The 23,392-nt window shown below is 53.1% G+C and carries 21 protein-coding genes; 18 read left to right on the forward strand and 3 right to left on the reverse strand.

What is annotated here, in order from left to right:
* Positions 1 to 216: 216 nt before the first annotated feature.
* Positions 217 to 1,101 (reverse strand): LysR family transcriptional regulator, encoded by an 885-nt coding sequence (locus tag ACT3T7_RS10165; protein WP_444630959.1) that lies wholly within the window; start codon positions 1,099 to 1,101, stop codon positions 217 to 219.
* A 174-nt stretch (positions 1,102 to 1,275) separates the two neighbouring features.
* On the opposite strand from ACT3T7_RS10165, the gene leuC reads away from it, so the two are divergent.
* The 15 genes from leuC (at position 1,276) to ACT3T7_RS10240 (ending at position 18,017) form a co-directional block, all read left to right on the forward strand.
* Complete coding sequence (leuC, locus tag ACT3T7_RS10170) at positions 1,276 to 2,727, forward strand: 3-isopropylmalate dehydratase large subunit (protein ID WP_444630960.1); 1,452 nt, start codon at positions 1,276 to 1,278, stop codon at positions 2,725 to 2,727.
* 3 nt (positions 2,728 to 2,730) lie between these two features.
* A complete protein-coding gene (gene leuD, locus ACT3T7_RS10175) occupies positions 2,731 to 3,378 on the forward strand; it encodes a 3-isopropylmalate dehydratase small subunit (RefSeq protein ID WP_172118398.1) in 648 nt (215 codons plus the stop codon).
* Positions 3,379 to 3,483: 105 nt separating this feature from the next.
* Positions 3,484 to 4,563, forward strand: coding sequence for a 3-isopropylmalate dehydrogenase (gene leuB, locus ACT3T7_RS10180; protein WP_172118399.1), 1,080 nt, complete (start codon positions 3,484 to 3,486; stop codon positions 4,561 to 4,563).
* A gap of 127 nt (positions 4,564 to 4,690) precedes the next feature.
* A complete protein-coding gene (asd, locus tag ACT3T7_RS10185; RefSeq protein WP_172118400.1) occupies positions 4,691 to 5,803 on the forward strand; it encodes an aspartate-semialdehyde dehydrogenase in 1,113 nt (370 codons plus the stop codon).
* 223 nt (positions 5,804 to 6,026) lie between these two features.
* Positions 6,027 to 7,607 (forward strand): type IV pilus assembly protein FimV, encoded by a 1,581-nt coding sequence (locus ACT3T7_RS10190; protein ID WP_444630961.1) that lies wholly within the window; start codon positions 6,027 to 6,029, stop codon positions 7,605 to 7,607.
* 26 nt (positions 7,608 to 7,633) lie between these two features.
* On the forward strand, positions 7,634 to 8,581 hold the full coding sequence (truA, locus tag ACT3T7_RS10195) for a tRNA pseudouridine(38-40) synthase TruA (RefSeq protein WP_172118402.1): 948 nt from the start codon (positions 7,634 to 7,636) through the stop codon (positions 8,579 to 8,581).
* Entirely contained in the window at positions 8,568 to 9,206 is a 639-nt protein-coding gene (locus ACT3T7_RS10200) for a phosphoribosylanthranilate isomerase (RefSeq protein ID WP_444630962.1), read from the forward strand. Before truA ends, ACT3T7_RS10200 begins: the two co-directional genes overlap by 14 nt.
* A 181-nt stretch (positions 9,207 to 9,387) precedes the next feature.
* Entirely contained in the window at positions 9,388 to 10,575 is a 1,188-nt protein-coding gene (gene trpB, locus ACT3T7_RS10205; RefSeq protein WP_444630981.1) for a tryptophan synthase subunit beta, read from the forward strand.
* A gap of 21 nt (positions 10,576 to 10,596) precedes the next feature.
* On the forward strand, positions 10,597 to 11,400 hold the full coding sequence (gene trpA, locus ACT3T7_RS10210; RefSeq protein WP_444630963.1) for a tryptophan synthase subunit alpha: 804 nt from the start codon (positions 10,597 to 10,599) through the stop codon (positions 11,398 to 11,400).
* Between the two features lie 93 nt (positions 11,401 to 11,493).
* The gene (gene accD / locus ACT3T7_RS10215) at positions 11,494 to 12,498 is read left to right on the forward strand and encodes an acetyl-CoA carboxylase, carboxyltransferase subunit beta (protein ID WP_193054633.1); all 1,005 of its coding nucleotides are present in this window, start codon (positions 11,494 to 11,496) and stop codon (positions 12,496 to 12,498) included.
* Positions 12,491 to 13,777: a bifunctional tetrahydrofolate synthase/dihydrofolate synthase gene (gene folC / locus ACT3T7_RS10220; protein ID WP_444630964.1), complete on the forward strand. Its 1,287-nt coding sequence runs from the start codon at positions 12,491 to 12,493 to the stop codon at positions 13,775 to 13,777. Before accD ends, folC begins: the two co-directional genes overlap by 8 nt.
* 27 nt (positions 13,778 to 13,804) lie before the next feature.
* Positions 13,805 to 14,542 (forward strand): SPOR domain-containing protein, encoded by a 738-nt coding sequence (locus ACT3T7_RS10225; RefSeq protein WP_444630965.1) that lies wholly within the window; start codon positions 13,805 to 13,807, stop codon positions 14,540 to 14,542.
* A gap of 3 nt (positions 14,543 to 14,545) precedes the next feature.
* On the forward strand, positions 14,546 to 15,118 hold the full coding sequence (locus tag ACT3T7_RS10230; protein WP_172118408.1) for a CvpA family protein: 573 nt from the start codon (positions 14,546 to 14,548) through the stop codon (positions 15,116 to 15,118).
* A 131-nt stretch (positions 15,119 to 15,249) separates the two neighbouring features.
* Positions 15,250 to 16,770 carry an amidophosphoribosyltransferase gene (gene purF, locus ACT3T7_RS10235; RefSeq protein ID WP_172118409.1) on the forward strand — a complete coding sequence of 507 codons (1,521 nt, stop codon included), beginning with the start codon at positions 15,250 to 15,252 and terminating at the stop codon, positions 16,768 to 16,770.
* A 41-nt stretch (positions 16,771 to 16,811) separates the two neighbouring features.
* Positions 16,812 to 18,017: an O-succinylhomoserine sulfhydrylase gene (locus ACT3T7_RS10240; protein WP_444630966.1), complete on the forward strand. Its 1,206-nt coding sequence runs from the start codon at positions 16,812 to 16,814 to the stop codon at positions 18,015 to 18,017.
* 112 nt (positions 18,018 to 18,129) lie between these two features.
* Here ACT3T7_RS10240 and ACT3T7_RS10245 read toward each other — a convergent pair whose 3' ends face one another.
* Entirely contained in the window at positions 18,130 to 18,417 is a 288-nt protein-coding gene (locus tag ACT3T7_RS10245) for a hypothetical protein (protein WP_444630967.1), read from the reverse strand.
* A gap of 619 nt (positions 18,418 to 19,036) precedes the next feature.
* Between ACT3T7_RS10245 and ACT3T7_RS10250 the strand changes: the two genes are divergently transcribed.
* The 3 genes from ACT3T7_RS10250 to ACT3T7_RS10260 all read left to right on the forward strand — a co-directional run bounded on the left by ACT3T7_RS10250 (position 19,037) and on the right by ACT3T7_RS10260 (position 21,771).
* Positions 19,037 to 19,594, forward strand: a complete 558-nt coding sequence (locus ACT3T7_RS10250) for a cytochrome b (protein ID WP_444630968.1) — start codon at positions 19,037 to 19,039, stop codon at positions 19,592 to 19,594.
* 162 nt (positions 19,595 to 19,756) lie between these two features.
* Positions 19,757 to 20,341, forward strand: coding sequence for a YceI family protein (locus ACT3T7_RS10255; protein ID WP_444630982.1), 585 nt, complete (start codon positions 19,757 to 19,759; stop codon positions 20,339 to 20,341).
* 143 nt (positions 20,342 to 20,484) lie between these two features.
* A complete protein-coding gene (locus ACT3T7_RS10260) occupies positions 20,485 to 21,771 on the forward strand; it encodes an MATE family efflux transporter (RefSeq protein WP_406565433.1) in 1,287 nt (428 codons plus the stop codon).
* A gap of 36 nt (positions 21,772 to 21,807) precedes the next feature.
* Here the strand turns inward: ACT3T7_RS10260 and ACT3T7_RS10265 are convergent, their stop codons facing one another.
* The gene (locus ACT3T7_RS10265; protein WP_444630969.1) at positions 21,808 to 23,292 is read right to left on the reverse strand and encodes an NCS2 family permease; all 1,485 of its coding nucleotides are present in this window, start codon (positions 23,290 to 23,292) and stop codon (positions 21,808 to 21,810) included.
* Between the last annotated feature and the right edge of the window lie 100 nt (positions 23,293 to 23,392).

Here is a 23,392-nt window from a genome sequence, read left to right on the forward strand (position 1 = left end):
AAAGGTAGAGGTTGAAGGTTTTGATGGTTATATGTTAGTGATGACGATTAATTGTAAGTTATATGCCTTGGTGTGAAGTATGTACTTTTAAGAAGCAGTAGGTAGGTAAGTTGGGCATAAAGTTGGTCGAACTCAGGATGAGTTGTAGTCGCAAGTGGCTAGACACATCATTGCGATAAATTGTCTGCTGAACTTAAAAGGATAACATATACCTGGTTATCCATGATGCGTCGTTTTCGTCGCCTCCAGCGCCTCAATCATTTTTATCGCGGCGTTGGAAAGTGTCCGATTGGTATGCACCAAATAGCCGAGCGGCCTATAGATGGGCGGTGTATCTATTTTCAGCTCGACCAGCTCACTATTAATCATCCCCTCAGGCAGTAGGCTCCACCCAAGCCCAACACTGCACATCATCTTTAATGTTTCCAAATAGTTGGTAGCCATACTGACCTGTAGAGACAGGCCCGCCTTGGCAAAACGTTGCTCAATCAATGTACGGGTAAATGTTTTGGCGCTAGGTAGAACACATTTATAGTGACAAAGTGCTTCAAGGCTAAGGGTAGCGGCTTGAGCTAGCGGGTGGTCGGGCGCGCAAACAAAACATAGCCGGTCATGCCAAAGGTTCACCACGTTTAATTGCTCAACAGGGTGGGGAGCGAGCGTCACCACGGCCATTTCCAGGGTGCCATCCTGCACGCCCTGGTAGGCAAACTCTGAATCCAGAAAATGCAGATCCAATTCTACTTCTGGATGGCGCTGGGTGTAATTTTTTAAAACAGGTGGCAGGCGGTGTAAGCCAATGTGGTGGCTGGTAGCCAGCGTTAATCGGCCACCCACCTGGCCAGAAAGGTTCGCGAGTGCTCGGCGGCTATCTTCTACCGCTAACAGAATTCGCTTGGCTTGTGGCAGTAATAAATGGCCTGCCTCGGTAAGCGAAATACGCCTGCCAATACGGTCAAACAGCCGCGTGCCCACCAGCGACTCCAGCGTGGCAATGCGTTTGCTAACCGCTGGCTGAGTGAGATAAAGCTGCTCGGCGGCGCGCGAGAAGCTTTGTGTTTCAGCAACGGCTAAAAACGCTTGTAGGCTCTGGGTGTCCACGTGGTGCTCACTATTGTGTGGTTAGTGTTGGTGTATTCCAGTATGGAATCATACCTATAAATAACATGAATTGCTTTTATGGTCGCTACGCGTAACACTGGCTGCATCGTCACATTAAGCAGCACGTAGAGGCTGCGATACCGAACTAGCAGGGCGCTTGCCCAGGAGAGCCATATGTCAGGTCAAACCCTTTACGACAAACTCTGGAACCAGCACTTGGTGAAGCAGCGCGATGACGGCACGGCGCTGATCTACATTGACCGCCAGCTGCTTCACGAAGTGACCTCTCCGCAAGCGTTTGAAGGGTTGCGCTTGGCCAAACGTATGCCGTGGCGCCTGGATGCTAACCTGGCAACACCGGATCACAACGTCCCAACGACGACGAAAGAGCGCGCCGAAGGTAATAGCGGCATTAAAGACCCGGTGTCGTTGATTCAGGTTCAGACGCTTGACGACAACTGCGTTGAGTACGGAATTGAAGAGTTTAAAATTAACGACCCCCGCCAGGGAATCGTGCACGTGGTTGGGCCAGAGCAGGGCGCCACGTTGCCCGGCATGACCGTCGTTTGCGGTGACTCCCATACGGCCACTCACGGTGCTTTTGGCGCGCTGGCGCACGGTATCGGTACGTCTGAAGTTGAGCACGTATTGGCGACGCAATGCCTGTTGGCACAAAAAATGAAGAACATGCAGGTGCGTGTTGAGGGGGAGCTTGGCCTCGGCGTGACCGCCAAAGATGTGGTACTGGCCATTATCGGCAAGATCGGTACGGCAGGTGGTACGGGCTACGCTATCGAATTTGCGGGCAGCGCTATCGGGTCGCTCTCCATGGAAGGCCGTATGACCGTGTGTAATATGGCGATTGAAGCGGGTGCCCGGGTCGGGTTGATTGCTGTGGACGACACGACGATTGATTACCTGGCCAAGCGCCCCTTTGCGCCGACCGCCGAGCAGTGGGAAGCCGCGGTGGCTGACTGGCGTCAACTGGTATCAGATGACGATGCCGCGTTCGACAAAGTGGTGACTCTGAAGGCCGAAGATATCGAGCCGCAGGTCAGTTGGGGAACCAGCCCCGAGATGGTGACAGGTATTTCCGGGCGCGTGCCAGACCCGCAAGCCTCGCAGGATGAAACCGTGCAGCGCAGCCATGCTCGCGCGCTTGAATATATGGGCTTGCACGCTAACCAAAAAATTACCGATATCAAGCTCGATAAAGTGTTTATTGGTTCGTGTACTAACTCACGTATCGAGGATTTGCGTGAGGCTGCCAAAGTGGCTCAAGGCAATAAAGTGGCAGGTTCCATTAAACTTGCCATGGTGGTGCCGGGTTCTGGCCTTGTGAAACGCCAGGCAGAAAAGGAAGGGCTGGATAAAATCTTCATCGACGCTGGTTTCGAGTGGCGCGAGCCGGGCTGCTCCATGTGTCTGGCCATGAATGCTGATAAATTGGGCGCAGGCGAGCACTGCGCATCGACCTCCAACCGCAACTTCGAAGGACGCCAAGGGTACGGTGGTCGTACGCACCTGGTGAGCCCTGCCATGGCGGCAGCGGCTGCGATTGCTGGCCACTTTGTTGATGTACGCAGTTTATCCGCCAACGATGCTACCCACGCCCAGGAGGCTTAACCCATGAAAAAGTTCACTCGTTTTGAAGGCGTGGTTGCCCCGCTTGATCGCGCTAACGTCGATACCGATTTAATTATTCCCAAGCAGTTCTTGAAATCGATCAAGCGGACCGGCTTCGGTGTGAATCTGTTTGATGAACTGCGCTATTTGGATGAAGGGCAGCCGGGGCAGGATTGTTCCAGTCGCCCGCTGAACCCTGATTTCGTGCTCAACCAGCCGCGTTTTAAGGGGGCTGAGGTGTTGCTGGCTCGGCGCAACTTTGGCTGTGGAAGCTCGCGGGAACACGCGCCGTGGGCACTGGAAGATTTTGGTTTTAAAGTAGTGATTGCGCCAAGCTTTGCAGATATTTTTTACAATAACGCGTTTAAAAACGGCATCTTGCTGATCACGTTAAGCGAAGAAGAAGTGGATCGCTTGTTTACAGGCGTTGATGCTAATGAAGGCTATCAGCTGGATATCGACTTGGAGAACCAGCGGGTCATCACGCCGAGCGGCGAAATTCTTGAGTTTGAAGTGGACGCGTTCCGCAAGCACTGCCTGCTCAATGGACTGGACGATATCGGCATCACGCTGCAGGACGAAGATGCGATCCGTGCCTTTGAGCAAAAACACAAAGATGCTCGGCCCTGGTTGTTCCGTCAGCCAGCCTGATACAGCCGTATAAGCGTCATTCAGAAAAGTTAAAAACGCAGTGCAACGCCATTGCACTGCGCTAAGCGGCGGTAAGCCGTGCTGACTCTCTATTAAGGATTTAACATGACCCATAAGGTGCTTCTATTACCCGGCGACGGTATTGGCCCAGAGATTGCTGCTCAAGCTGCGCGTTTGCTAAAAGCGTGCCAAGAAGCGGGTTTGGATATTGACGTTGAAGAAGCACTGGTCGGCGGTTCGGCTTACGACGTGCATGGCGACCCATTGCCTGCTGAAACGCTTGAAAAAGCCAAGGCGGCCAGTGCGATTCTGCTCGCTGCGGTGGGTGGCCCTAAATGGGACAAGATTGAAGATCTTTCCAAGCGCCCTGAAAAAGGCTTGTTGGGCCTGCGCAAGAACCTGGGGCTGTTTGGCAACCTGCGCCCGGCCATGCTTTACCCGCAGCTGGCCAGCGCCTCCAGCCTGAAACCTGAATTGGTGGCAGGCCTGGATATCATGATTGTGCGTGAATTGACCGGCGGCATTTACTTCGGCCAGCCGCGGGGTATTGAGGAGCGTAACGGGGAGCGTGTGGGCTACAATACCTACATTTATTCCGAAAGTGAGATTGAGCGCATCGGCCGCGTCGCGTTTGAAATGGCCCAAAAGCGTGGCAAAAAACTCTGCTCGGTAGATAAGGCTAACGTGCTGGAAGTTACCATTTTGTGGCGTGAAGTGATGGAGCGTTTGGCACCAGAGTACCCGGACGTCGAGCTTTCGCATATGTACGTGGATAACGCCGCGATGCAGCTGGTACGTGCCCCGAAACAGTTTGATGTCGTTGTGACCGGCAATATGTTTGGCGATATTCTGTCTGACGCCGCCGCCATGCTTACCGGCTCCATCGGTATGCTGCCTTCGGCCTCGCTGAACGAAAGCGGCCAAGGCATGTATGAGCCTTGCCACGGAAGCGCGCCGGATATCGCTGGGCAAAACATTGCCAACCCGCTCGCCATGATGCTGTCGGTTGCCATGATGCTGCGCTACTCGCTCAATGAAACGGCCATGGCCGAGCGCATTGAAACCGCGGTGGGTAGCGTTCTGGATAACGGCCTGCGCACGGCGGATATCGCCGCAGAAGGAACTCGCCGTGTTTCGACGGTCGAAATGGGCGATGCGGTACTGGCGGCCTTTGCAAAAAGTTAAATGCGCTATAAAGCGTGCTAACTATTTGATATGAAAAGTGTGATGCCTCGGCCACTCAAAGAGTGGCCGACGTTATTTATAAGTTTTGTGTATAATATATGTCTCATTCTTTGCTGGAGGACTTCGCATGTTGAAAGTCGGTTTCGTAGGATGGCGTGGCATGGTGGGTTCTGTGCTGATGCAGCGCATGCAGGAAGATGGTGATTTTAACGGCATTGAGCCGGTCTTTTTCACCACCTCCCAAGTAGGCCAGCCTGGTCCCGACATCGGCGTAGACGTACCTGCGTTAAAAGACGCGTTTGCTCTTGAAGAATTGAAAGCGTTGGATGTTGTTATTACCTGCCAAGGCGGTGACTACACCAAGCAAGTTTATGGTGACCTGCGTAAAAATGGCTGGCAGGGTTACTGGATTGATGCCGCCAGCACGCTGCGCATGGAGGATGAAGCTACCATCGTGCTTGACCCGGTTAACCGTAAGGTCATTGATGCGCAGCTTGCCAAAGGTGCCAAGACCTTTGTCGGCGGTAACTGCACCGTTAGCCTCATGCTGATGGGCTTGGGCGGCCTGTTTGAAGCCGATATGGTTGAGTGGATGACCTCCATGACCTATCAGGCGGCTTCCGGTTCTGGCGCCAAGCACATGCGCGAACTGCTCAATCAAATGGGTCAACTGCGCGACAGCGTTAGTAGCGAACTGGCTGATCCCTCCAGCGCGATTTTGGAAATTGACCGCAAGGTAACGGCGGCCATGCGCGGTGGCGACTTCCTGACCGATAACTTCGGCGCACCGCTTGCCGGTAGCCTACTGCCGTGGATTGATACCAAGCTTGAGAGCGGCCAGAGCCGTGAAGAGTGGAAAGGCTTTGTTGAGACCAATAAAATTCTGGGTCTTGGTGATAATCCTGTGCCGATTGATGGTCTTTGCGTGCGTATTGGTGCCATGCGTTCTCACAGCCAAGCGTTCACCATCAAGCTGAAACATGATGTGCCGCTGGATGAGATTGAAGAGCGGATCGCTCAGCATAATGAGTGGGTCAAGCTGATCCCCAACGAGAAAGAGGCCACCATTGCAGGTTTAACGCCTGCCGCCGCTACTGGCACATTGGATATTCCGGTGGGGCGTTTGCGTAAGCTGAACATGGGCGGTGAATACCTTTCGGCATTTAGCGTTGGCGACCAACTGCTGTGGGGCGCTGCCGAGCCGCTTAAGCGCATGCTCAAAATTTTGCGCGAACAGTAAAACAACGCAGTACGTCAGCCAAAACCGGGGCGCTTTTAGCGCGCCGGTTTTTTTGTAAGTGTTTTAAATTAAATTAAGTAACCCGCCTCCATGCGTTACCTGCTTATTTGTGTTAATTATAATTTGCGTTCTGTGTTGGCATGTACCGCACTTGCTAGCGCGGCTTCCATAAAAAAACGGATTGGGTAACGTGGCGAAAAAATATTCAAATTATCGCGTTTTCTTGAAAACGATCACACTGCTGTTGATTGTTGGGGTGCCGTCTTTTGTGCAGGCAATTGAAGCCGGACCTGCCGAGGTGGAATCCTGGCTGGAAGCCCCGCTAAATGCCTCGTTACCGTTGCTTGACTCAAACGCCTACGCGCTAGACGAGCTAAGCGTACAGGTTGCTGATGAACCATCATTTGTCGCCTCTGGGCTTGAGTGGATGCCTTTGGCTCGTCAGGTGCATGCCGAGATTCAAGAGCAAGCGGGCAGCCGGCGCATTATTCTGCGCTCATCACAGGCGGTAACAACGCCCTGGTTGGATTTGCTACTGGTCATTGATTCGCCGGAGGGGCAGCAACAGCACGCGGTCACGTTGCTTTTTGACCCAGCTGACTACGCTAATTACCCATTGAACCAGGCGGAAGCTGATGGCGTCGTGTCAAGCTCAAGCTCAGGCTCGGAAACAGCGGAGCATCTTCCACGTACCGAGGTAAGGGTGCAAGAGGGTGATACGTTGTGGCGTATTGCCTCGCGTAGTAAACCTGAGCGCGCGAGCATTCAGCAGATGATGCTGGCACTGGTAGCGGCGAATCCTGAGTTCTTTCCTGAGGGCAATATTAATAGTTTGCGGACGGGCCAGGCACTGCGCTTGCCCGCAGAAGGGCAAGTGCAGCTACGTTCAGTCGATGAGGCGGCTCACGCTGTCCAGGTGATGGTGGCAGGCGAGCAGCGCGCCAATACAGCAGTGCCTCAGAGTATTCCAGTGGACGTTGAGGTTGAGGCGCCACCTGCGCCTGAGCTGGCTACTGCCCAGATAGAAGCCGAGCTGACTCGTACCATGGCCAGGTTTTCAAAGCAGCTGGAGCAAAGCCAGGCAAGCTTACTGGCGGCTAATGAAGAGCGTGAGCAGCTTCGTCTTGAACTCAGCGAACTGCGTCATAATCTCAGTCAATTCATCGAGAATAGCGTGTTGGTAGAAGCGTCTCCTCCGATGCCATTAATGGTTGAGGCGAATGCTGCGGCACAGCCAATCGCTGACGTACACGATGCGCCATCAAGTGGTGTTTTGCGTAGTATTGAGCGTTATCGATGGCCACTCATTGCCCTTGGGCTGGTACTGCTGTTGACGGGATTAATATGGCGCAGAAAGCGGCGCGAGGCTGAAGAGCCGGTTGCTCAAGCGCATTTGAGGAGCGCGTCGCTTGCCGAGCCTCAGGTGTTCAAACCATCGCCACCCGTTAGTAGTGACCTGCAAGCGTCTACACATAATATACCGTTATCTTCCGGGGCTCGTACAAGCAGTGCCGCATCAGACCATTTCAGCAGTTCCGCAAGTGACACGGTAATACCCGAGAGAGGTGATGCTTTTGGCGCTAGCTACGCTAAAAGTCAGGCAGCAGGTTTGGCAGGCCATGGCAGCCGACGGTATCCGCAAGAAGATGCGCTGTTATTAAAGGGCATGGACTTTAAGCGGGTTGAAGCGCCCGAGCTGACACCGTCTGAAACGCTGAAAAAAGTAAGCACGGCTCGCCCGATAGGCACAGAGTGGGAAATTGAAGAGGTAGCATTCAAGCCGCTGGGTCGGGATAATGGCTAACCTTTCAAACTTTGTGACGTGGCTTGATGACCCAGTTTTACCACTTTGATGAAACCCGGCCGCTGAAAGGCCGTTTGGCAATAGGCATTGAATATGATGGCACGCGTTTTTGCGGCTTTCAGCGTTTAAAGCATGCTGCTTCTGTTCAAGGCGCCGTAGAGGATGCTTTGGCAAAAGTGGCCGGTGCCCCCGTTCAGATACATGCCAGCGGACGTACGGACTCAGGCGTTCACGCCACGCGTCAAATAGCGCATTTTGACCCACCTACCGAGCGGACTGAGAAAGCCTGGATTTTTGGTGCCAACACCAACTTGCCGCGCGATGTAGCCGTGCGCTGGGTAAAGCCTGTCTCGGATGATTTTCATTCCCGGTTGGGCGCGCTTGGCAGGCGTTACCGTTATTTACTGCTCAATCAAATCAGTCGCCCTGTGCTTGAACGCACGAACGTAACGTGGTGCCGCGATCCTCTGGATGCAGATGCCATGCATCGCGCTGCGCAGGCTCTGATTGGCGAACATGACTTTTCAAGTTTTCGTGCTGCAGGCTGCCAATCCAAAACGCCATGGCGGCAAATGCATTTTGTCGAGGTGAAGCGGTTTGGCCCGCTGGTGGTCATTGATATTCAGGGCAATGCGTTTTTACATCACATGATTCGCAATATCGCTGGCGCCCTGGTTAGCGTAGGTCGTGGGACGCAGGACGAAGGTTATATTGAACGATTGCTGGCGCTAAGGAATCGTAAGAAAGGTGATGTAACCGCTCCCGCGTGTGGGCTGCATTTTGTTGATTCAATTTACGACGAGCGGTTTGATTTGCCCATGGAGCCGGTAGGACCTAACCTGCTCGCTTTTACCGGGGAGTGGACAGGCGAACGAGAACTGCCAGACACCCCCAGAATAGCGGCGCGGCGTAAACTGACATTTGCTAAAACAACGTCTGACCCCGCTCAGGAGGCGCTAGATGAAGACGCTTAGCCCCATGCGTACACGGGTCAAGTTCTGTGGGCTTACCCGCAGTGATGATATTAAAAGAGCCGTAATGCTGGGGGCAGATGCGCTGGGTTTTGTCATGTGGCCGAAAAGCGCGCGCAGCATTACGCTTGAGCAACTTGAAACGCTTTCGGGTGAAGTACCTGCTTTTGTTACCCGGGTAGGGTTGTTTGTTGATCAATCCGTTGACGTGATTCAGCAGTGCTTACCGTACCTGGACATGATTCAGTTCCACGGTGATGAGTCTCCTGCGTTTTGCGCACAGTTTGGACGTCCCTGGATTAAAGCGCTGCGAATGCGTGACGATATCGATTTATCTCAGGCAGCTGCTGACTATCATCAGGCACAGGCGCTGCTGTTGGACGCCTATCGGCCGGGCACACCAGGTGGCACAGGAGAGGTCTTTGATTGGTCGAGAATCCCCGCAAAACTGGCAAAACCTGTTATCCTCGCAGGCGGGTTAACGGTTGATAATATCGCCTCTGCCGTTCAACAAGTGGCGCCTTATGCCGTTGATGTGTCGGGTGGGATTGAAGCAGCGCATGGCCGTAAAGACGTTGAAAAAATGACACTGTTTATTCAGCAAGTCGCGTTAGCCGACGCTCGTTAAATACGCCGCGCAGTCTGTTTTTTTATGACGCTGCGCTCTATGTCCGCTTATTCAATTGTTGCCTGTTCTGGCAATCTTGTGAGGTATCCCTGTGACTGTCTCAGCAACTGGTGGCGCTAATACCGTTCCTGGAACCGTTTCTGACACGGCTTCCAAGACCAGATTCAGCGACCTGACCCGAATGCCGGATGCCCGCGGTCATTTTGGCCCTTATGGCGGCCGGTTTGTATCCGAAACATTGAGCTACGCCCTGGAAGATCTTGAGAAAATTTACGTAAGCCTGCGTGATGACCCTGCTTTCCAGGCCGAGTTTGATAATGACCTTGCCCACTACGTAGGGCGCCCGTCGCCGCTTTATCATGCCAAGCGATGGTCCGAGACGCTCGGTGGTGCGCAAATATGGTTAAAGCGCGAAGATTTAAATCATACCGGCGCGCATAAGGTAAACAACACCATCGGCCAGGCACTGCTTGCCAAAAAAACCGGCAAACCACGGGTCATCGCTGAAACCGGTGCCGGGCAGCACGGCGTGGCGACGGCAACGGTTGCCGCGCGCCTGGGTCTTGAGTGCGATGTATATATGGGCGCTGAAGACGTGCAGCGCCAAAAGTTGAATGTCTATCGTATGCGTTTATTGGGCGCACGAGTGATTCCGGTAGAGTCGGGCACGCGCACCCTTAAAGATGCCATGAACGAAGCGCTGCGCGATTGGGTAACGAACGTTGATAACACGTTTTACATTATCGGCACGGTAGCAGGGCCACATCCATACCCTGAGCTTGTGCGCGACTTTAATGCGGTAGTGGGGCGTGAAGCACGCCGCCAGTCGCTGGAACAAATCGGCCGCTTGCCGGATGCGCTGATCGCGTGTGTCGGTGGTGGGTCCAACGCGATTGGGCTATTTTATCCGTTTGTTGAAGACGATGCCGTCGCGATGTATGGGGTTGAGGCCGGAGGTGATGGTATTGAGACGGGCCGCCATGCCGCTCCGCTTTCATCGAATGCCCCGCGCGGTGTGCTTCATGGAAACCGTACTTACTTGATGTCTGATGAAGCGGGGCAGGTCGCCGATACACACTCCATTTCAGCCGGGCTTGATTATCCGGGCGTTGGCCCTGAGCACGCGCTTTGGAAAGACGTTGGTCGTGTTAGCTACGTCACCGCTAATGACAGCGCCGTGCTGGAAGCGTTTCGAGAACTGACGCAGATGGAGGGTATAATGCCTGCCTTGGAGTCAGCCCACGCGCTGGCGCACGCCAAGGTGCTGGCACCTACCATGCGCCCTGACCAGCATATCGTCGTTAATCTTTCAGGCCGTGGTGATAAAGATATTATGACCGTAGCCAACATTGACGGTATCGAATTTTAAGGCCCGCTTTTAAGGACAAGCATGAACCGTATCGATCAGCGCTTTTCTGAACTCAAGCAGCAGGGCCGCAAGGCTCTGATACCTTATATTACGGCGGGCGACCCGGCGCCACAGTACACCGTTGGCTTTATGCATGCGCTGGTAGAAGCGGGTGCGGATGTCATTGAACTTGGTGTGCCGTTTTCTGATCCAATGGCGGACGGCCCGGTTATTCAAAAAGCCTGTGAACGCGCCTTAAAGCAGGGCACCCGCTTGGTCGACGTGCTGGATATGGTGGCTGAATTCCGTCAGGCCGATGCCACAACCCCGGTCGTGTTAATGGGGTATCTAAATCCTATTGAGCGTATTGGCTACGAGGCCTTCGCTGAGCAGGCTGAAAAAGTGGGCGTTGATGGTGTACTAGTGGTCGATATGCCGCCTGAAGAGGCCGATGAATTGGGTCCGCTGTTAAAAGCGCATAATTTAGCAGCAATTTTCCTTGTGGCGCCTACCACTTCACCTACGCGAGCCGCTACAATATGCGCCCAGGGTGAGGGGTACCTTTACTACGTTTCGCTAAAAGGCGTTACTGGTGCGGCAACCTTAAATGCAAGTGACGTCGCTGAACGCCTGGCACCGCTACGTGAAATGACCGACCTGCCGCTATGTGTTGGTTTCGGTATCCGCGATGGCGTAACGGCTGCTGAAGTGGCTAACGTAGCGGATGGAGTGATTGTCGGTAGTGCGTTAGTAAACCGTATTGCCGAAAATGTAGAAACGCCCGAAATTATCGCTGGTCAGCTTAGAAGCGTGCTAGCAGAGATGCGCACCGCAATGGACGCCTAACGCTGCCCCTCATCGTCTATACTTGAAGTTGATTGACGACACTCATCAAGCTTGGCGCTGCCAGGCATGACGTAAAACGGAAGCCTTTTTGATATGAGCTGGTTAGACAAGATAGTGCCCTCCATGGGGCGTATCCAGCGTAAAGACCGTCGTGCCAGTGTGCCCGACGGCCTCTGGCGTAAATGTCCCAAGTGTGAAGCCGTTCTCTATCTTCCTGAGTTAGAGAAACACCATAGTGTTTGTCCGAAATGTGACCATCACTTACGGCTGACTGCGCGGAAACGCTTGGACTGGTTCCTGGATAAAGAAGGTCGTGAAGAAGTCGCGGCAGAGCTTGAACCTGTTGATCGCCTGAAATTCCGCGACTCTAAAAAGTACAAGGACCGCTTGGCGGCTGCGCAAAAAGATACCGGCGAGAAAGATGCGCTGATTGCTATGCGTGGTACGTTGGACGGTTTGCCGGTCATTGCGGTTGCTTTCGAGTTCACCTTTATGGGCGGGTCGATGGGGGCCGTAGTGGGTGAGAAGTTTGCCCGAGCGGCGACTATCGCGCTTGACGAAGGTATTCCGCTGGTTTGCTTTGCGGCTTCCGGTGGTGCGCGTATGCAGGAGGCGCTTTTCTCACTGATGCAAATGGCCAAAACATCGGCGGCACTTGAGCGACTCAAGCAGGCCGGTGTGCCCTATATCTCGGTGCTTACCGATCCGGTGTTTGGGGGCGTATCCGCTTCGCTCGCCATGCTGGGCGACTTGAATATTGCTGAGCCCAATGCATTGATTGGTTTTGCTGGTCCGCGTGTTATTGAGCAGACCGTCCGCGAAACGCTGCCAGAAGGTTTCCAGCGCAGTGAGTTCCTGTTGGAGCATGGTACGGTCGATATGATTGTACATCGCCAGGAAATGCGTACCCGTGTGGGCGGCGTACTACGCAAGTTGACTCATCAGGAGGCGCTTTCGTTAGCCAGTGAGTTGACGGATGATGAAGCCGTCGCTGAGCCGGTGGTTGATGAAGCACACATCGCCGATACTGACGTAACGGTTGACGAGACAGGTCCGGATTCTATTGACAAGAGCCATGAACCACACCGCAATGCCTAAGTCGTTAGCAGAGTGGCTTCAGCATCTGGAAACCCTGCACCCTGTCGGGATTGATTTAGGCCTGGAGCGTGTGTCACGTGTTGCTGAGCGTATGGGGCTATTTAAACGCCCCATTGCCAATCGCGTTGTCATTGTGGCGGGCACCAATGGTAAAGGCTCGACGGTTGCCATGGTTGACGCGGTGGCTCGCGCACATGGTTGGCATGTGGGTACGTACTCCTCGCCTCATCTATTGCGTTACAACGAGCGGGTGCGTATCAACGGCCAGGAAGCTGGCGACGCGTGCCTGGTCGAGGGGTTTGAACGTGTCGAACAGGCTCGCCTGGAAGCGCCGGAAATTAGCCTGACCTATTTTGAAGCAGGTACATTGTGCGCACTCTGGTGTTTGGCACAAGCTGAACTGGATCTTGCGGTACTTGAGGTGGGCTTGGGCGGTCGTTTGGATGCCGTCAATATCATTAATGCGGATGTTGCGGTTGTCACTACGATAGCCCAAGACCATGCGAGCTTTTTGGGAACCGATATTTCGCAAATCGGGCTTGAGAAAGCGGGTATATTTCGCCCGTTGCGGCCAGCGGTATTGGGCAGTGAGTCGCTTCCCGGTAGCGTGGCCGATGCGGCTATTGCCTTGGCGGCGCCGGTTTACCGGTTAGGATTAGCGTTTAACCACAGTGCCGAGGAAAACAGCCATTTACCCTGGTGCTGGAGTGGGTTGACGGCAACGGGGGAGACGCTTTCTCTGGATGCGCTGCCTGATCCTGGTCTGCCTGTCGATAATGCCGCAACTGCGCTACAAGCGCTGGCGCTTACGGGGCTGACGCTAACGCTAAAAGCCACGCAAAATGCATTAGCCAGTGTTAATCTGCCAGGCCGGATGCAGTGGATAGGGCAGTGGTGCCTGGATGTGGGGCATAATCCTCATGCGGCTACCTATGTTGCTCGCCATTTGCCAGTACTGCCTGATACAGGACGGCAGTGGGCAGTGATAGGTATGCTTAATGATAAAGACGTTGATGGTGTTATTGCGGCGTTAGCACCGCGTATTACTGACTGGGTCTGTGTAACGCTTGATGGCGAGCGCGGCCACACGGCCAATGAACTCGCTGAGCGTATTAAAGCCCATGGTGGCTGTGTGCGGCTTTGTGCAGACTCGCCTGAAGCCGGTGTTGATGCCATGGCTGAGATGCTCACTGACAAGGATCGCATTTTGGTAACGGGTTCCTTTTTTACCGTCGCCGCTCTGTTAGCTCGATCACTGCCACAAGCCAGCCGTTCTTAAGGCGTAGTCCCGCTAGAGGGAGATGATATGAAATATGGTAAAACAGAGCGCATTAGCGGTGTTGTGATTCTGCTTGCGCTACTCGCAATCGTTGTCCCTTGGCTGATGAGTGACCCGGCGCCGCGTGAGGAGCGACAGCAACCAACGTTCATTATTGAACAGCCCATAGAAACGGCGCGCCATGATGTAGACGCTCCCCAAATGCCCTCTACCATTAACCCTCAGCCATCTTCAAATGTGGCAAGCAATGATGGGGTTAATGCACCGATAGATGCATCTCCGAGATTACCTGATACTTCTCAAATTGATGCGCCCAGTGAAACGGAAACCGTCGCACAAGCGCCTACGTCATCTTCAAACACTGACGCTCCCCAAAATGACCCCATTGCCGACCTGGTAGCCTCGAATAGCACGTCGACATCCAGCAGCCAAAGCGCTGCAGGTTCTTCAAGTGCTAATTCTTCAAGTACAGGCTCTTCTAGTTCAGGTTCATCAGGGGCGGGTTCATCGGGTGCTGGACCAGCGTCTACACAGCAAGGTGGGTGGGCGGTTCAGGTGGGTAGTTTTGGCGATGCCGCGAATGCTCAGCGACTAGGTAGCCAGCTTACAGGCGAAGGATTTAGTGTTTTCCAACGCCAGCGCGACAATAACTTGACCACAGTGCTCGTGGGGCCTTACGCATCATCAGAGGATGGCGAAGCGGCGATGGCCTTAATTAAGCAGCGCGCAAACGTGCAAGGTCTGTTAGTGCGAGTAAGAGATTAAACGATGGCGCTAACGTGGATTGATGCTGTATTTCTTGCCGTGCTGGCGCTTTCGATGCTGGCCGGCTTTGTCCGTGGTTTTGTTAGAGAAGCGTTGGGGCTTGGGGCATGGGTGGTTGCGTTAATGGTCGCCCGCGTATTGGCAGAGCCGGTTGCCGAGTTAATGAGCGGGTTTATCGAAAGTTTTGACGCTCGACTTGTATTGGCCTTTGCACTGGTTATTTTTGCGGTGATCTTGCTTTGCGGCATTGTTATTCGCTTGGTGCATGCGGCCATTGTATGGGTAGGCATGGGGCTTTTGAACCGCTTTGCGGGAGCTGTGTTTGGTATCGCGCGTGGCACGATCATCTTGCTGGTGGCCACGGTTGTTATTACGCTCACGCCGCTTGCCGAGCTTCAGGCATGGCAGCAAGCCTCGTTACGGCCCACCTTTATCGAGTTGCGCGATTGGGCGGTTAGTCAGTTGGATCAGTGGGAGCGTGAGCTGCCAGAAGCGCCCGCCTCTTTACGCGATATATCACTGCCTGAGATTCGCCCGCATGGCAGTTTTGCGCCGCAGCCCATGGATAGTCAATAACGCCTAACAGCGTGTTTTGCGCTTGCCTAACCGCTTGACGGGTACCGGTTAAACGCAAACGTATTAAAATGAGTTTTAAGAACGTACGGGCTTGTTTTGGCAAGCCATGGCACTAAAGCGAGGTAACTTGAATGTGCGGTATAGTGGGCCTTCTGGCCAAGCAGGCGGTAAATCAGGGAATCTACGATGCCCTGACCGTACTTCAGCATCGCGGCCAGGACGCTGCCGGTATGATGACCTGGAGCGAGGGACGCTTCTTACTGCGCAAGAGCAATGGGCTAGTGCGCGACGTCTTCCACACCCGCCATATGGCTCGCCTTAAGGGCAACCTGGGCATTGGTCACGTACGTTATCCTACCGCTGGTTCATCCAGCGAAGCGGAATCTCAGCCATTTTATGTCAACTCGCCTTACGGTATTGCGTTGGCCCATAACGGTAACCTGACCAACTCTGAACAGTTGAAGCAGGAGCTTTTCTCAACCGATTTACGGCATATCAATACCAGCTCCGACTCTGAAGTGTTGCTTAACGTGTTTGCCCATGAGCTGGGTAAGCAAGGCCTGCATCTGGAAGCGGAAGATATTTTTGATGCGGTACGTAGAGTGCACCGGCGCTGCAAAGGCGGCTACGCGGCGGTCGCGATCATTAACGGTTTTGGTATGGTGGCATTTCGTGATCCTCACGGCATTCGTCCAGTGGTGTTTGGTACTCGCCAAACGGACGAAGGGCAGGATGTCATGATTGCTTCTGAGTCGGTCGCGCTAGACGTGGGCGGCTTTGAGCTTGAGCGTGACCTGTCACCTGGCGAAGCGATATTTGTGGATATGCAGGGCCAGTGTCATACGCAAGTATGTGCTGACCGCCCGGAACTGCGCTCGTGTATTTTCGAGCATGTATATCTGGCACGCCCTGATTCCATTCTGGACGGTGCCTACGTCTATGGCACGCGCATGCAAATGGGGCGCAAGCTGGGCGACCGAATCCTGAACGAATGGCCTGATCACGATATTGATGTTGTGATTCCCATTCCGGATACGTCACGTACCTCCGCGCTGGAAATGGCCCAGCACCTTGGGGTGACGTATCGCGAAGGCTTTATGAAGAACCGCTATATTGGCCGTACGTTTATCATGCCTGGCCAAACGCAGCGTAAGAAATCGGTACGCCAAAAACTCAACGCCATCGACATTGAGTTCAAAGGCAAGAACGTGCTGTTAGTGGATGACTCGATTGTACGTGGCACGACCTGTAAGCAGATTATTCAGATGGCCCGAGATGCGGGTGCGCGTAAGGTTTACTTTGCCTCCGCTGCGCCGCCTGTGCGCTACCCTAATGTGTACGGTATCGACATGCCTGCGGCGGTGGAGTTAATTGCCCATGGCCGCACTGAAGATGAAGTAGGCGAGCTGATTGGCGCTGACCGAATTTTCTACCAGGATCTGGAAGACCTGAAAGATGCCTGCCGCGAAGTAAACCCGGAAATGGAAGCCTTCGACTGCTCGGTCTTTGATGGCAAGTATGTTACGGGGGATATCGATGAAGCGTATCTGGCCGTGCTTGAAGCCAGCCGGAACGATGCCGCGAAAGATCAAAGTGCGGGTGATCATGCGCTGGTCGATATGCACAATCAGGATGATGACCTCGACGACTAACGACAGGTCACTGATGCTTACTGAAAATAAGGGGTACGTCCATGCACAATGACAGCCAACAGGATGAGTGGTCGTTAGAGACGCTGGCGATCCGTGCAGGCCATCATCGCACCTTCGAGCAAGAGCATGCGGAGCCTATTTTTCCGACCTCTAGCTTTGTCTATGAAAGCGCTGCGGAAGCAGCGCGTAAGTTTGGTGGGCAAGAGCCTGGCAACGTTTATTCGCGTTTTACGAACCCCACTGTACATACTTTCGAGCGCCGCTTGGCAGCACTTGAAGGTGGGGAACGCTGCGTGGCAACAAGCTCGGGTATGTCGGCCATCTTATCGACGGCGCTTGCGTTATTGTCTGCCGGCGATGAAATCGTGGCATCGCGTTCGCTCTTTGGCTCGACCGTCAGCCTGTTCGATAAGTACCTGGGCAAGTTTGGCATCACCACCCGCTATGTTGAACTCTCTAATGTAGAAGCGTGGGAAGCGGCTATTACGCCTAAAACGCGGCTCCTGTTCGCAGAAACGCCCTCAAACCCGCTTTCCGAGATTGCCGATATCTCGGCGCTTGCTGCCATAGCAAAACGTAATAATGCCCTTTTGGCCATTGATAACTGCTTTTTGACACCTGCGCTGCAGCAGCCTCTTGCGTTGGGTGCCGACCTCGTCATCCACTCTGCGACCAAGTACCTGGACGGTCAAGGGCGGGCCATCGGTGGTGCTGTCGTGGGTAAGCATGATGTACTGGAAGAAGTCTTCGGTGTGGTTCGTACCTGTGGCCCTTGTCTCAGTCCCTTTAATGCCTGGATATTTACCAAAGGGCTAGAAACACTCTCGCTACGAATGAAAGCTCATTGTGAAAATGCGCTCACGCTGGCGCGCTGGCTGGAACAACATCCCGCAGTAAGTCACGTGCATTACAGCGGTTTGGAAGCACATCCGCAGCATACGCTTGCCAAGCAGCAACAGAAGGGCTTTGGCGCTGTGCTTGGGTTTGAGGTTGTTAATGGGCAGGAGGGCGCTTGGCAGGTGATTGATGCGACTCGTCTATTATCCATCACCGGTAACCTGGGGGATGTAAAAACGACGATCACTCATCCCGCGACGACCACGCATGGACGCTTATCCGATGCGCAAAAAGAGGCAGCGGGCATTGTTCCTGGGTTGATTCGTGTGGCGGTGGGACTGGAAAGCCAGCAGGACATTCAGCGTGATTTAGCGCGTGGCCTCGATGTGCTAGCAGCGGAACAAGGCTGACAATATAAGCTCTGTTTTGTCGTTAGGCTTGCTTTATTAGCATAAAAAACCCCACGTGCGTGGGGTTTTTTGCGACAGATCTGTTTTCTAGAAGCTGCCAGTATTGCCTGCCTTACGAGTTAAGACTGTGCAGGTCATTACCTTTAATTGTGCGGTCTGCTACTGTTTGCTGGCTTTCGTCGAAAGAGACATCAAGTACCTCGTTTTGAGCCTGGCCGCCATTGATCGCAGGTAAGTCCGATGGGGACATGGTGAGGTCTTTCTGGCTGTAATGGGCAGTCGATGTCGGAATCATCACGGTGTTCAGTTTCTCTGAACCACGCTCAGCCAGTGCAGCTGCTGAAAAGGTAGTGGCAGACAAGGCGATTGCAATAGCGGCGACAGTGGTAACTTTTTTCATGATATAAACCTCATTAGTGTGTAGTTGTTCTCCCATGCATGGTGTGCTTTTTGCCAAGTCACTTGAGAACATGACGATATTGTAAGCCTGCAAACTAGATAATAAAATTGATTAAAAATACACGAACCATTCTAAAAAATTGAATTAATTTCAATGGTGTTACAGGAAGTGCTTTTTTCTTGTTTTTTTCAATGCTCCTTGCATCTGTTTTTTAAATTCTCCACACCTATCAGTAGGTACCGCTTACTGGTTGCTGATTGTGCGGTCCATGAAAGCTGTTAGCATGTTAATCAATGGTTTTTACGAATGCTGTATTCTGCTTTTTTCAGCAGTCTTTTAAAGCGCCAGCCGGTATGCTCCTGATATTCATAGCGGTAGCCGCGCAAGAGTCGCTCTTTCGGCGGCTTGAGAAACCGAAGGTCGTTTTGATATTTGATGATAGTGTTCAGCTGAGTGCTTTGGTGGGGGCTCTGCTGTGATTAACGGGCGCTCTCGCACTGTCTTGACTTCGATAAGAGCAGGCCTGCGATAGCCATGAGCGAAATGCCAACACTTGGGCATGTTTGACAGGAAATCGAGTCAGCATAGCGTTTGTTTGGTAGTAACGAGGAAGAAAATAATGTGGCGGAACACGCAGCGCACTTGGGGTCTCGTGAGTATTCTGTTTCATTGGCTTAGCGCCATAGCAATTACTGGCCTGTTTATATTGGGCTGGTGGATGACGGGGCTTGGCTACTACGATAGCTGGTACAATCAGGGGCCATGGGTGCATCGCTCGATTGGCATGTTACTGTTGATAGCCACGGTTGCACGCATAGCGTGGCGCTTGCTGCAGCCGACGCCGGCAGGTGAAGGCAGCCGCTTCGAAGTCCTGGCAGCCCATCTGGGCCATATCGCGCTCTACATCGTTTTGCTTCTTGTCATGCTTAGCGGTTATATGATTTCTACGGCTAATGGCCGGGGTATTAGCGTTTTCGGTTGGTTTGATGTGCCTGCATTACTGCATGGCCTTCCTAATCAAGCCAGCATCGCCGGTGATATTCATTGGTACAGCGCATTAACATTGGTAGTTTTGGCTGCAGGACATGCGTTAGCCGCATTTAAACATCACTGGGTTGATCGACACGCTACACTGGTGCGTATGGTTAATCCGGCGCACCGATCTGAGCATTTATAAGCGATAAATGCTAATACATAAGTGCTAATTAAAAAGTACGAATTAAAAAAGTCCTTCGAGCTTGGTGAGCGAGCTCGTAAATACTGACTGGAATCGCGTTTTCGAGCATGGAGTAAATAAAAATTCTCTGTGTCTATTAAGGAAAGAGAGGAGATAACCATGATGTTGAAGAAAAGTGTCGTTGCATCTGCTATTGCCGCGGCTGCATTAGTGCCATTAAGCCAGGCTCAGGCAGCTGATTATAACGTTGACACCGAAGGCCAGCACGCTTTCGTACAGTTTAAAATTAACCATCTTGGCATGTCTTATATTCTGGGTAGTTTTGAAGAATTTGATGGCCAGCTCTCTTACGATGAAGATGATGTAGACGCTTCTGCTGTTGAGTTCGAGGTTCAGGTGAATAGCTTGAACTCTAACCACGCTGAGCGTGACCGTCACATTCTGAGCAGTGATTTCCTGAATGCAAGCGAATATCCAACCGCTTCATTTGTCTCGACCGGCTTTGAATCAACAGGCGACAACGAAGGTGTTGTGACGGGTGATTTAACGTTACACGGCGAGACGCAAGAAATTGAAATGCCCGTGACGTTAATCGGTCAGGGTGAAGATCCATGGGGTAATTACCGTGCCGGTTTTGAAGGCAGCACAATGCTTACCTTGGGCGATTTTGGCATCGATATGAGCGACTTCCCCGAGCCCATGCACGAGCTAGAGCTTTATGTGACGTTTGAGGGTATCCGTCAGTAAGTTATCCGTGTTAAAAAGCGCCACCGCCCCAAGGGGCGGTGGCGCTTTTGGTTATAAACATTGCAAATTAAGGAGTTACCGGTTTGAGCACTATATTGGGTCAGCGCAAGTTGGCAATAACTCTATGGCGCCAAACCTGGCCGATGGCCATCGGGGTACTGGCGTTATTGGGTTTTCAACTTGTTGATAGTGCTTTTGTCGCTCGCCTTGGCACTGCACCTTTGGCAGCGCAATCGTTCACCTTCCCACTCTCTTTCTTAATTATTGGGATCCAAGTGGGTATGGGCATTGCCATTGCAGCGCTTATTTCTCGGGCCTTGGGAGCTGATGAGCATGCGAGAGCAAAGCGCTTAACCAGCCTGGTACTGCTTGCTGGGGGAGCCGTGATTGGTGTGCTGGGTATAGGCTTATGGCTTTTCCATGAGCCTGTTTTTCGTCTGTTAGGCGCAGATAACACGGCACTTTCTTACATCCGTATTTATTGGGGGCCGCAACTTTTTTCAGCATGGCTGGGTGCGGTGCTTTATTTTATCTATAGCGTATTTCGTGCCCACGGCAATACCAAGCTACCGGGTAAAATGATGGTGCTTAGTAGTGTAGCCAACCTGGTGCTCGATCCACTGTTGATCTTTGGTGTTGGCTCCTGGGAGGGCTTGGGGTTGCCAGGGGCTGCCTGGGCAACGTGTATCGCATTCGCTTTGGGGTTAGTGATTACGTGCCAGGCGCTGATACGTAAGCAATGGGTGTCTAACGTTGGACTCTTGGATGAGGCCAAACACTCCTGGCGCCCTTATGTAGGCATTGCCGCTCCCGCGATGGTGAGCCAATTGATGCCACCTCTTGCCAGCATGTTAACCATTGCCGTTGTCGCTGGGCTTGGCGATACCCAAGTAGCAGCGTGGGGGCTGGCAAGCCGCCTGGAAACGCTTTCGCTGATGGTCATACTGGCGATGACCATGTCGCTTCCGCCTTGGTTGGGACGCTGTTATGGGGCCGGGGATTGGGGGCAAATTCAGCAGTTAATACGCTTGGCGCTTAAAGTGGCTGTTATATGGCAGCTAGGTCTTGGCGTGATACTTGCCTTGGGTGCGCCTTGGCTCGCGATGGTTCTGGCGGGAACGCCTAACGTGCAAAGCGAGCTGACACTACTGATTCGCTTCTTGCTGCCAAGTTATGCTGCGCTAGGAGTATGTATGTTGGTGGTATCGGCGGGAAATGCGTTGGGCTGGCCGCTGCGCGCCATGCTGCTTTCCAGTGCGCGCCTCTTTGTCTGCTACTTGCCTTGCTTATGGGTAGGCTCTTTGCTCTTTGGCTGGTGGGGCTTGGCGGCAGGGGCAGCGATAGGAAATTTGTTATCGGGTTTAACTGCGTGGGTCGTATTGGTACGTATATTGTCCCGCCCGCAACGGCAGGCGGGATACAACGCCTAAAGTAATTAATAAATGGAGTAATTAACACATAGCCAATTAACGCTTGTGTGGCGCTTGCTGGAATGAGAAATAGGCAAATAGCAGCGCCATTGCCAAGTAGCCGAGCACAAATTGTGGCGCGGCGTTCAATGCTAGTTGAGGTGCGTGCATTAAACCGACAAATGAAAAGCCTGCTGCAATCAAGGCAAATACGGCAGCGCGCCGAAACTGATGATCAATCACCGACACCGTCATGGCGCCCAACAAAATAGCCATAAACATGGCGCCTTGGCCCATTACCACAATGGCACTGGAAATATCGCTCACCACTTCGCCTGCGCCACGGCTAAAGCGCGTCATTATATAGTTAGCAAAGTAGGGCAGCATGGCGAGTGCGACGGCGGGATAATAGCGCGTATCGTTGGCCTGGAATGCCGTGGCAATCATCGACATGCCCACAAAGACTAATATGGGCGCTACCACGGAGACGGGAATAATGGCTGCCAGGGCGGCAATTAATCCTGTCATGGTGGCCAGCGCATAAACAGCACCGTTCAATAAGCTGTAACCGCGCCCGGCGCCCATCCACTTTGCGCCTACCGTGGCGATATACACGGTAGTAGGAAAAACGCCGCCAAACAGTGCGCCGATCATGGTACCTACGCCGTCAACCGCCTGACATTCGCGGACGTCGTATTTGTCGCCAGCTGCCTCCATCGCTTCAACATTGTTCATGGTCTCAATGGCGTTATAAAGCGTAATAGGAAGAACAACGGTTAGCACAGCGAGCATACCGGTAAATAGTAAACCTAAACCTTCAAACCAGGCCAAATTGGGAAGCAGCGGGTAAAAGCCCAGGTGCGTAAATGCATCGCTGAAGCGCTCACTGCCAGCATCACCAATCAAGTAAGCCATCGCCGTGCCGACGATAATCGCGAACAGCGAGGTAGGCAGTTTAAAGGGCATGCTGACCCGGGCTACCAAGCCAACGATAATAATAGCCAGCACGAGAAGGCCAATAACCGGTACTTCCAGTGTTTTAAACAGCATCTCACCGGCAATAAACGTAAGTGCTACCCCCGCGACAGCCCCCAGCATGGCAGCCCGTGGCAGATGATACTGCACCCATCGGCCAATCAGGCTAATTGCCGCTTCAATAGCGCCACTAATAAAGCAGGCAGCCACCGCAACCTTCCAGGCCAGCTCGGTATCACCGGTCAGTTGCTTGGCGGGTAACAGTACGCCAAATAAAAATACAAACATAACCGGAGTAGAAATGCCGTATGAAAGGGCGGTAACGTCGGTACGGTTCTCTTTCCTGGCTAAGCGTGCAGCGCTCCAGGCGTAATAGAAGTTGCCGACCATAACGGCAACGGCCGCTCCTGGCAGCACCTGACCATAGACGATCGAGGTTGGGAAGCCCATGCCCAGCATGGTAATCGCGATAACGATAAAGTTGGCGATATTATTTTGGAAGAGAGCAAAGAAGGCATCGGTGTCTTCTTTTTTATACCAAGGGTAGTGTGTGCTGGCTGCCGCCATGGAAAGCCTCGTTAATAAAAGAGTTTAACAGTGCAAACCGTTAGGCAGATAGACCCACAGGTGGGGTTGACTGATCGGTCAGGTTGGCGCTGAACAGGAC

It is taken from the genome of Halomonas sp. 111 (assembly GCF_052379685.1).
GTDB classification, from domain to species: domain Bacteria; phylum Pseudomonadota; class Gammaproteobacteria; order Pseudomonadales; family Halomonadaceae; genus Vreelandella; species Vreelandella citrativorans.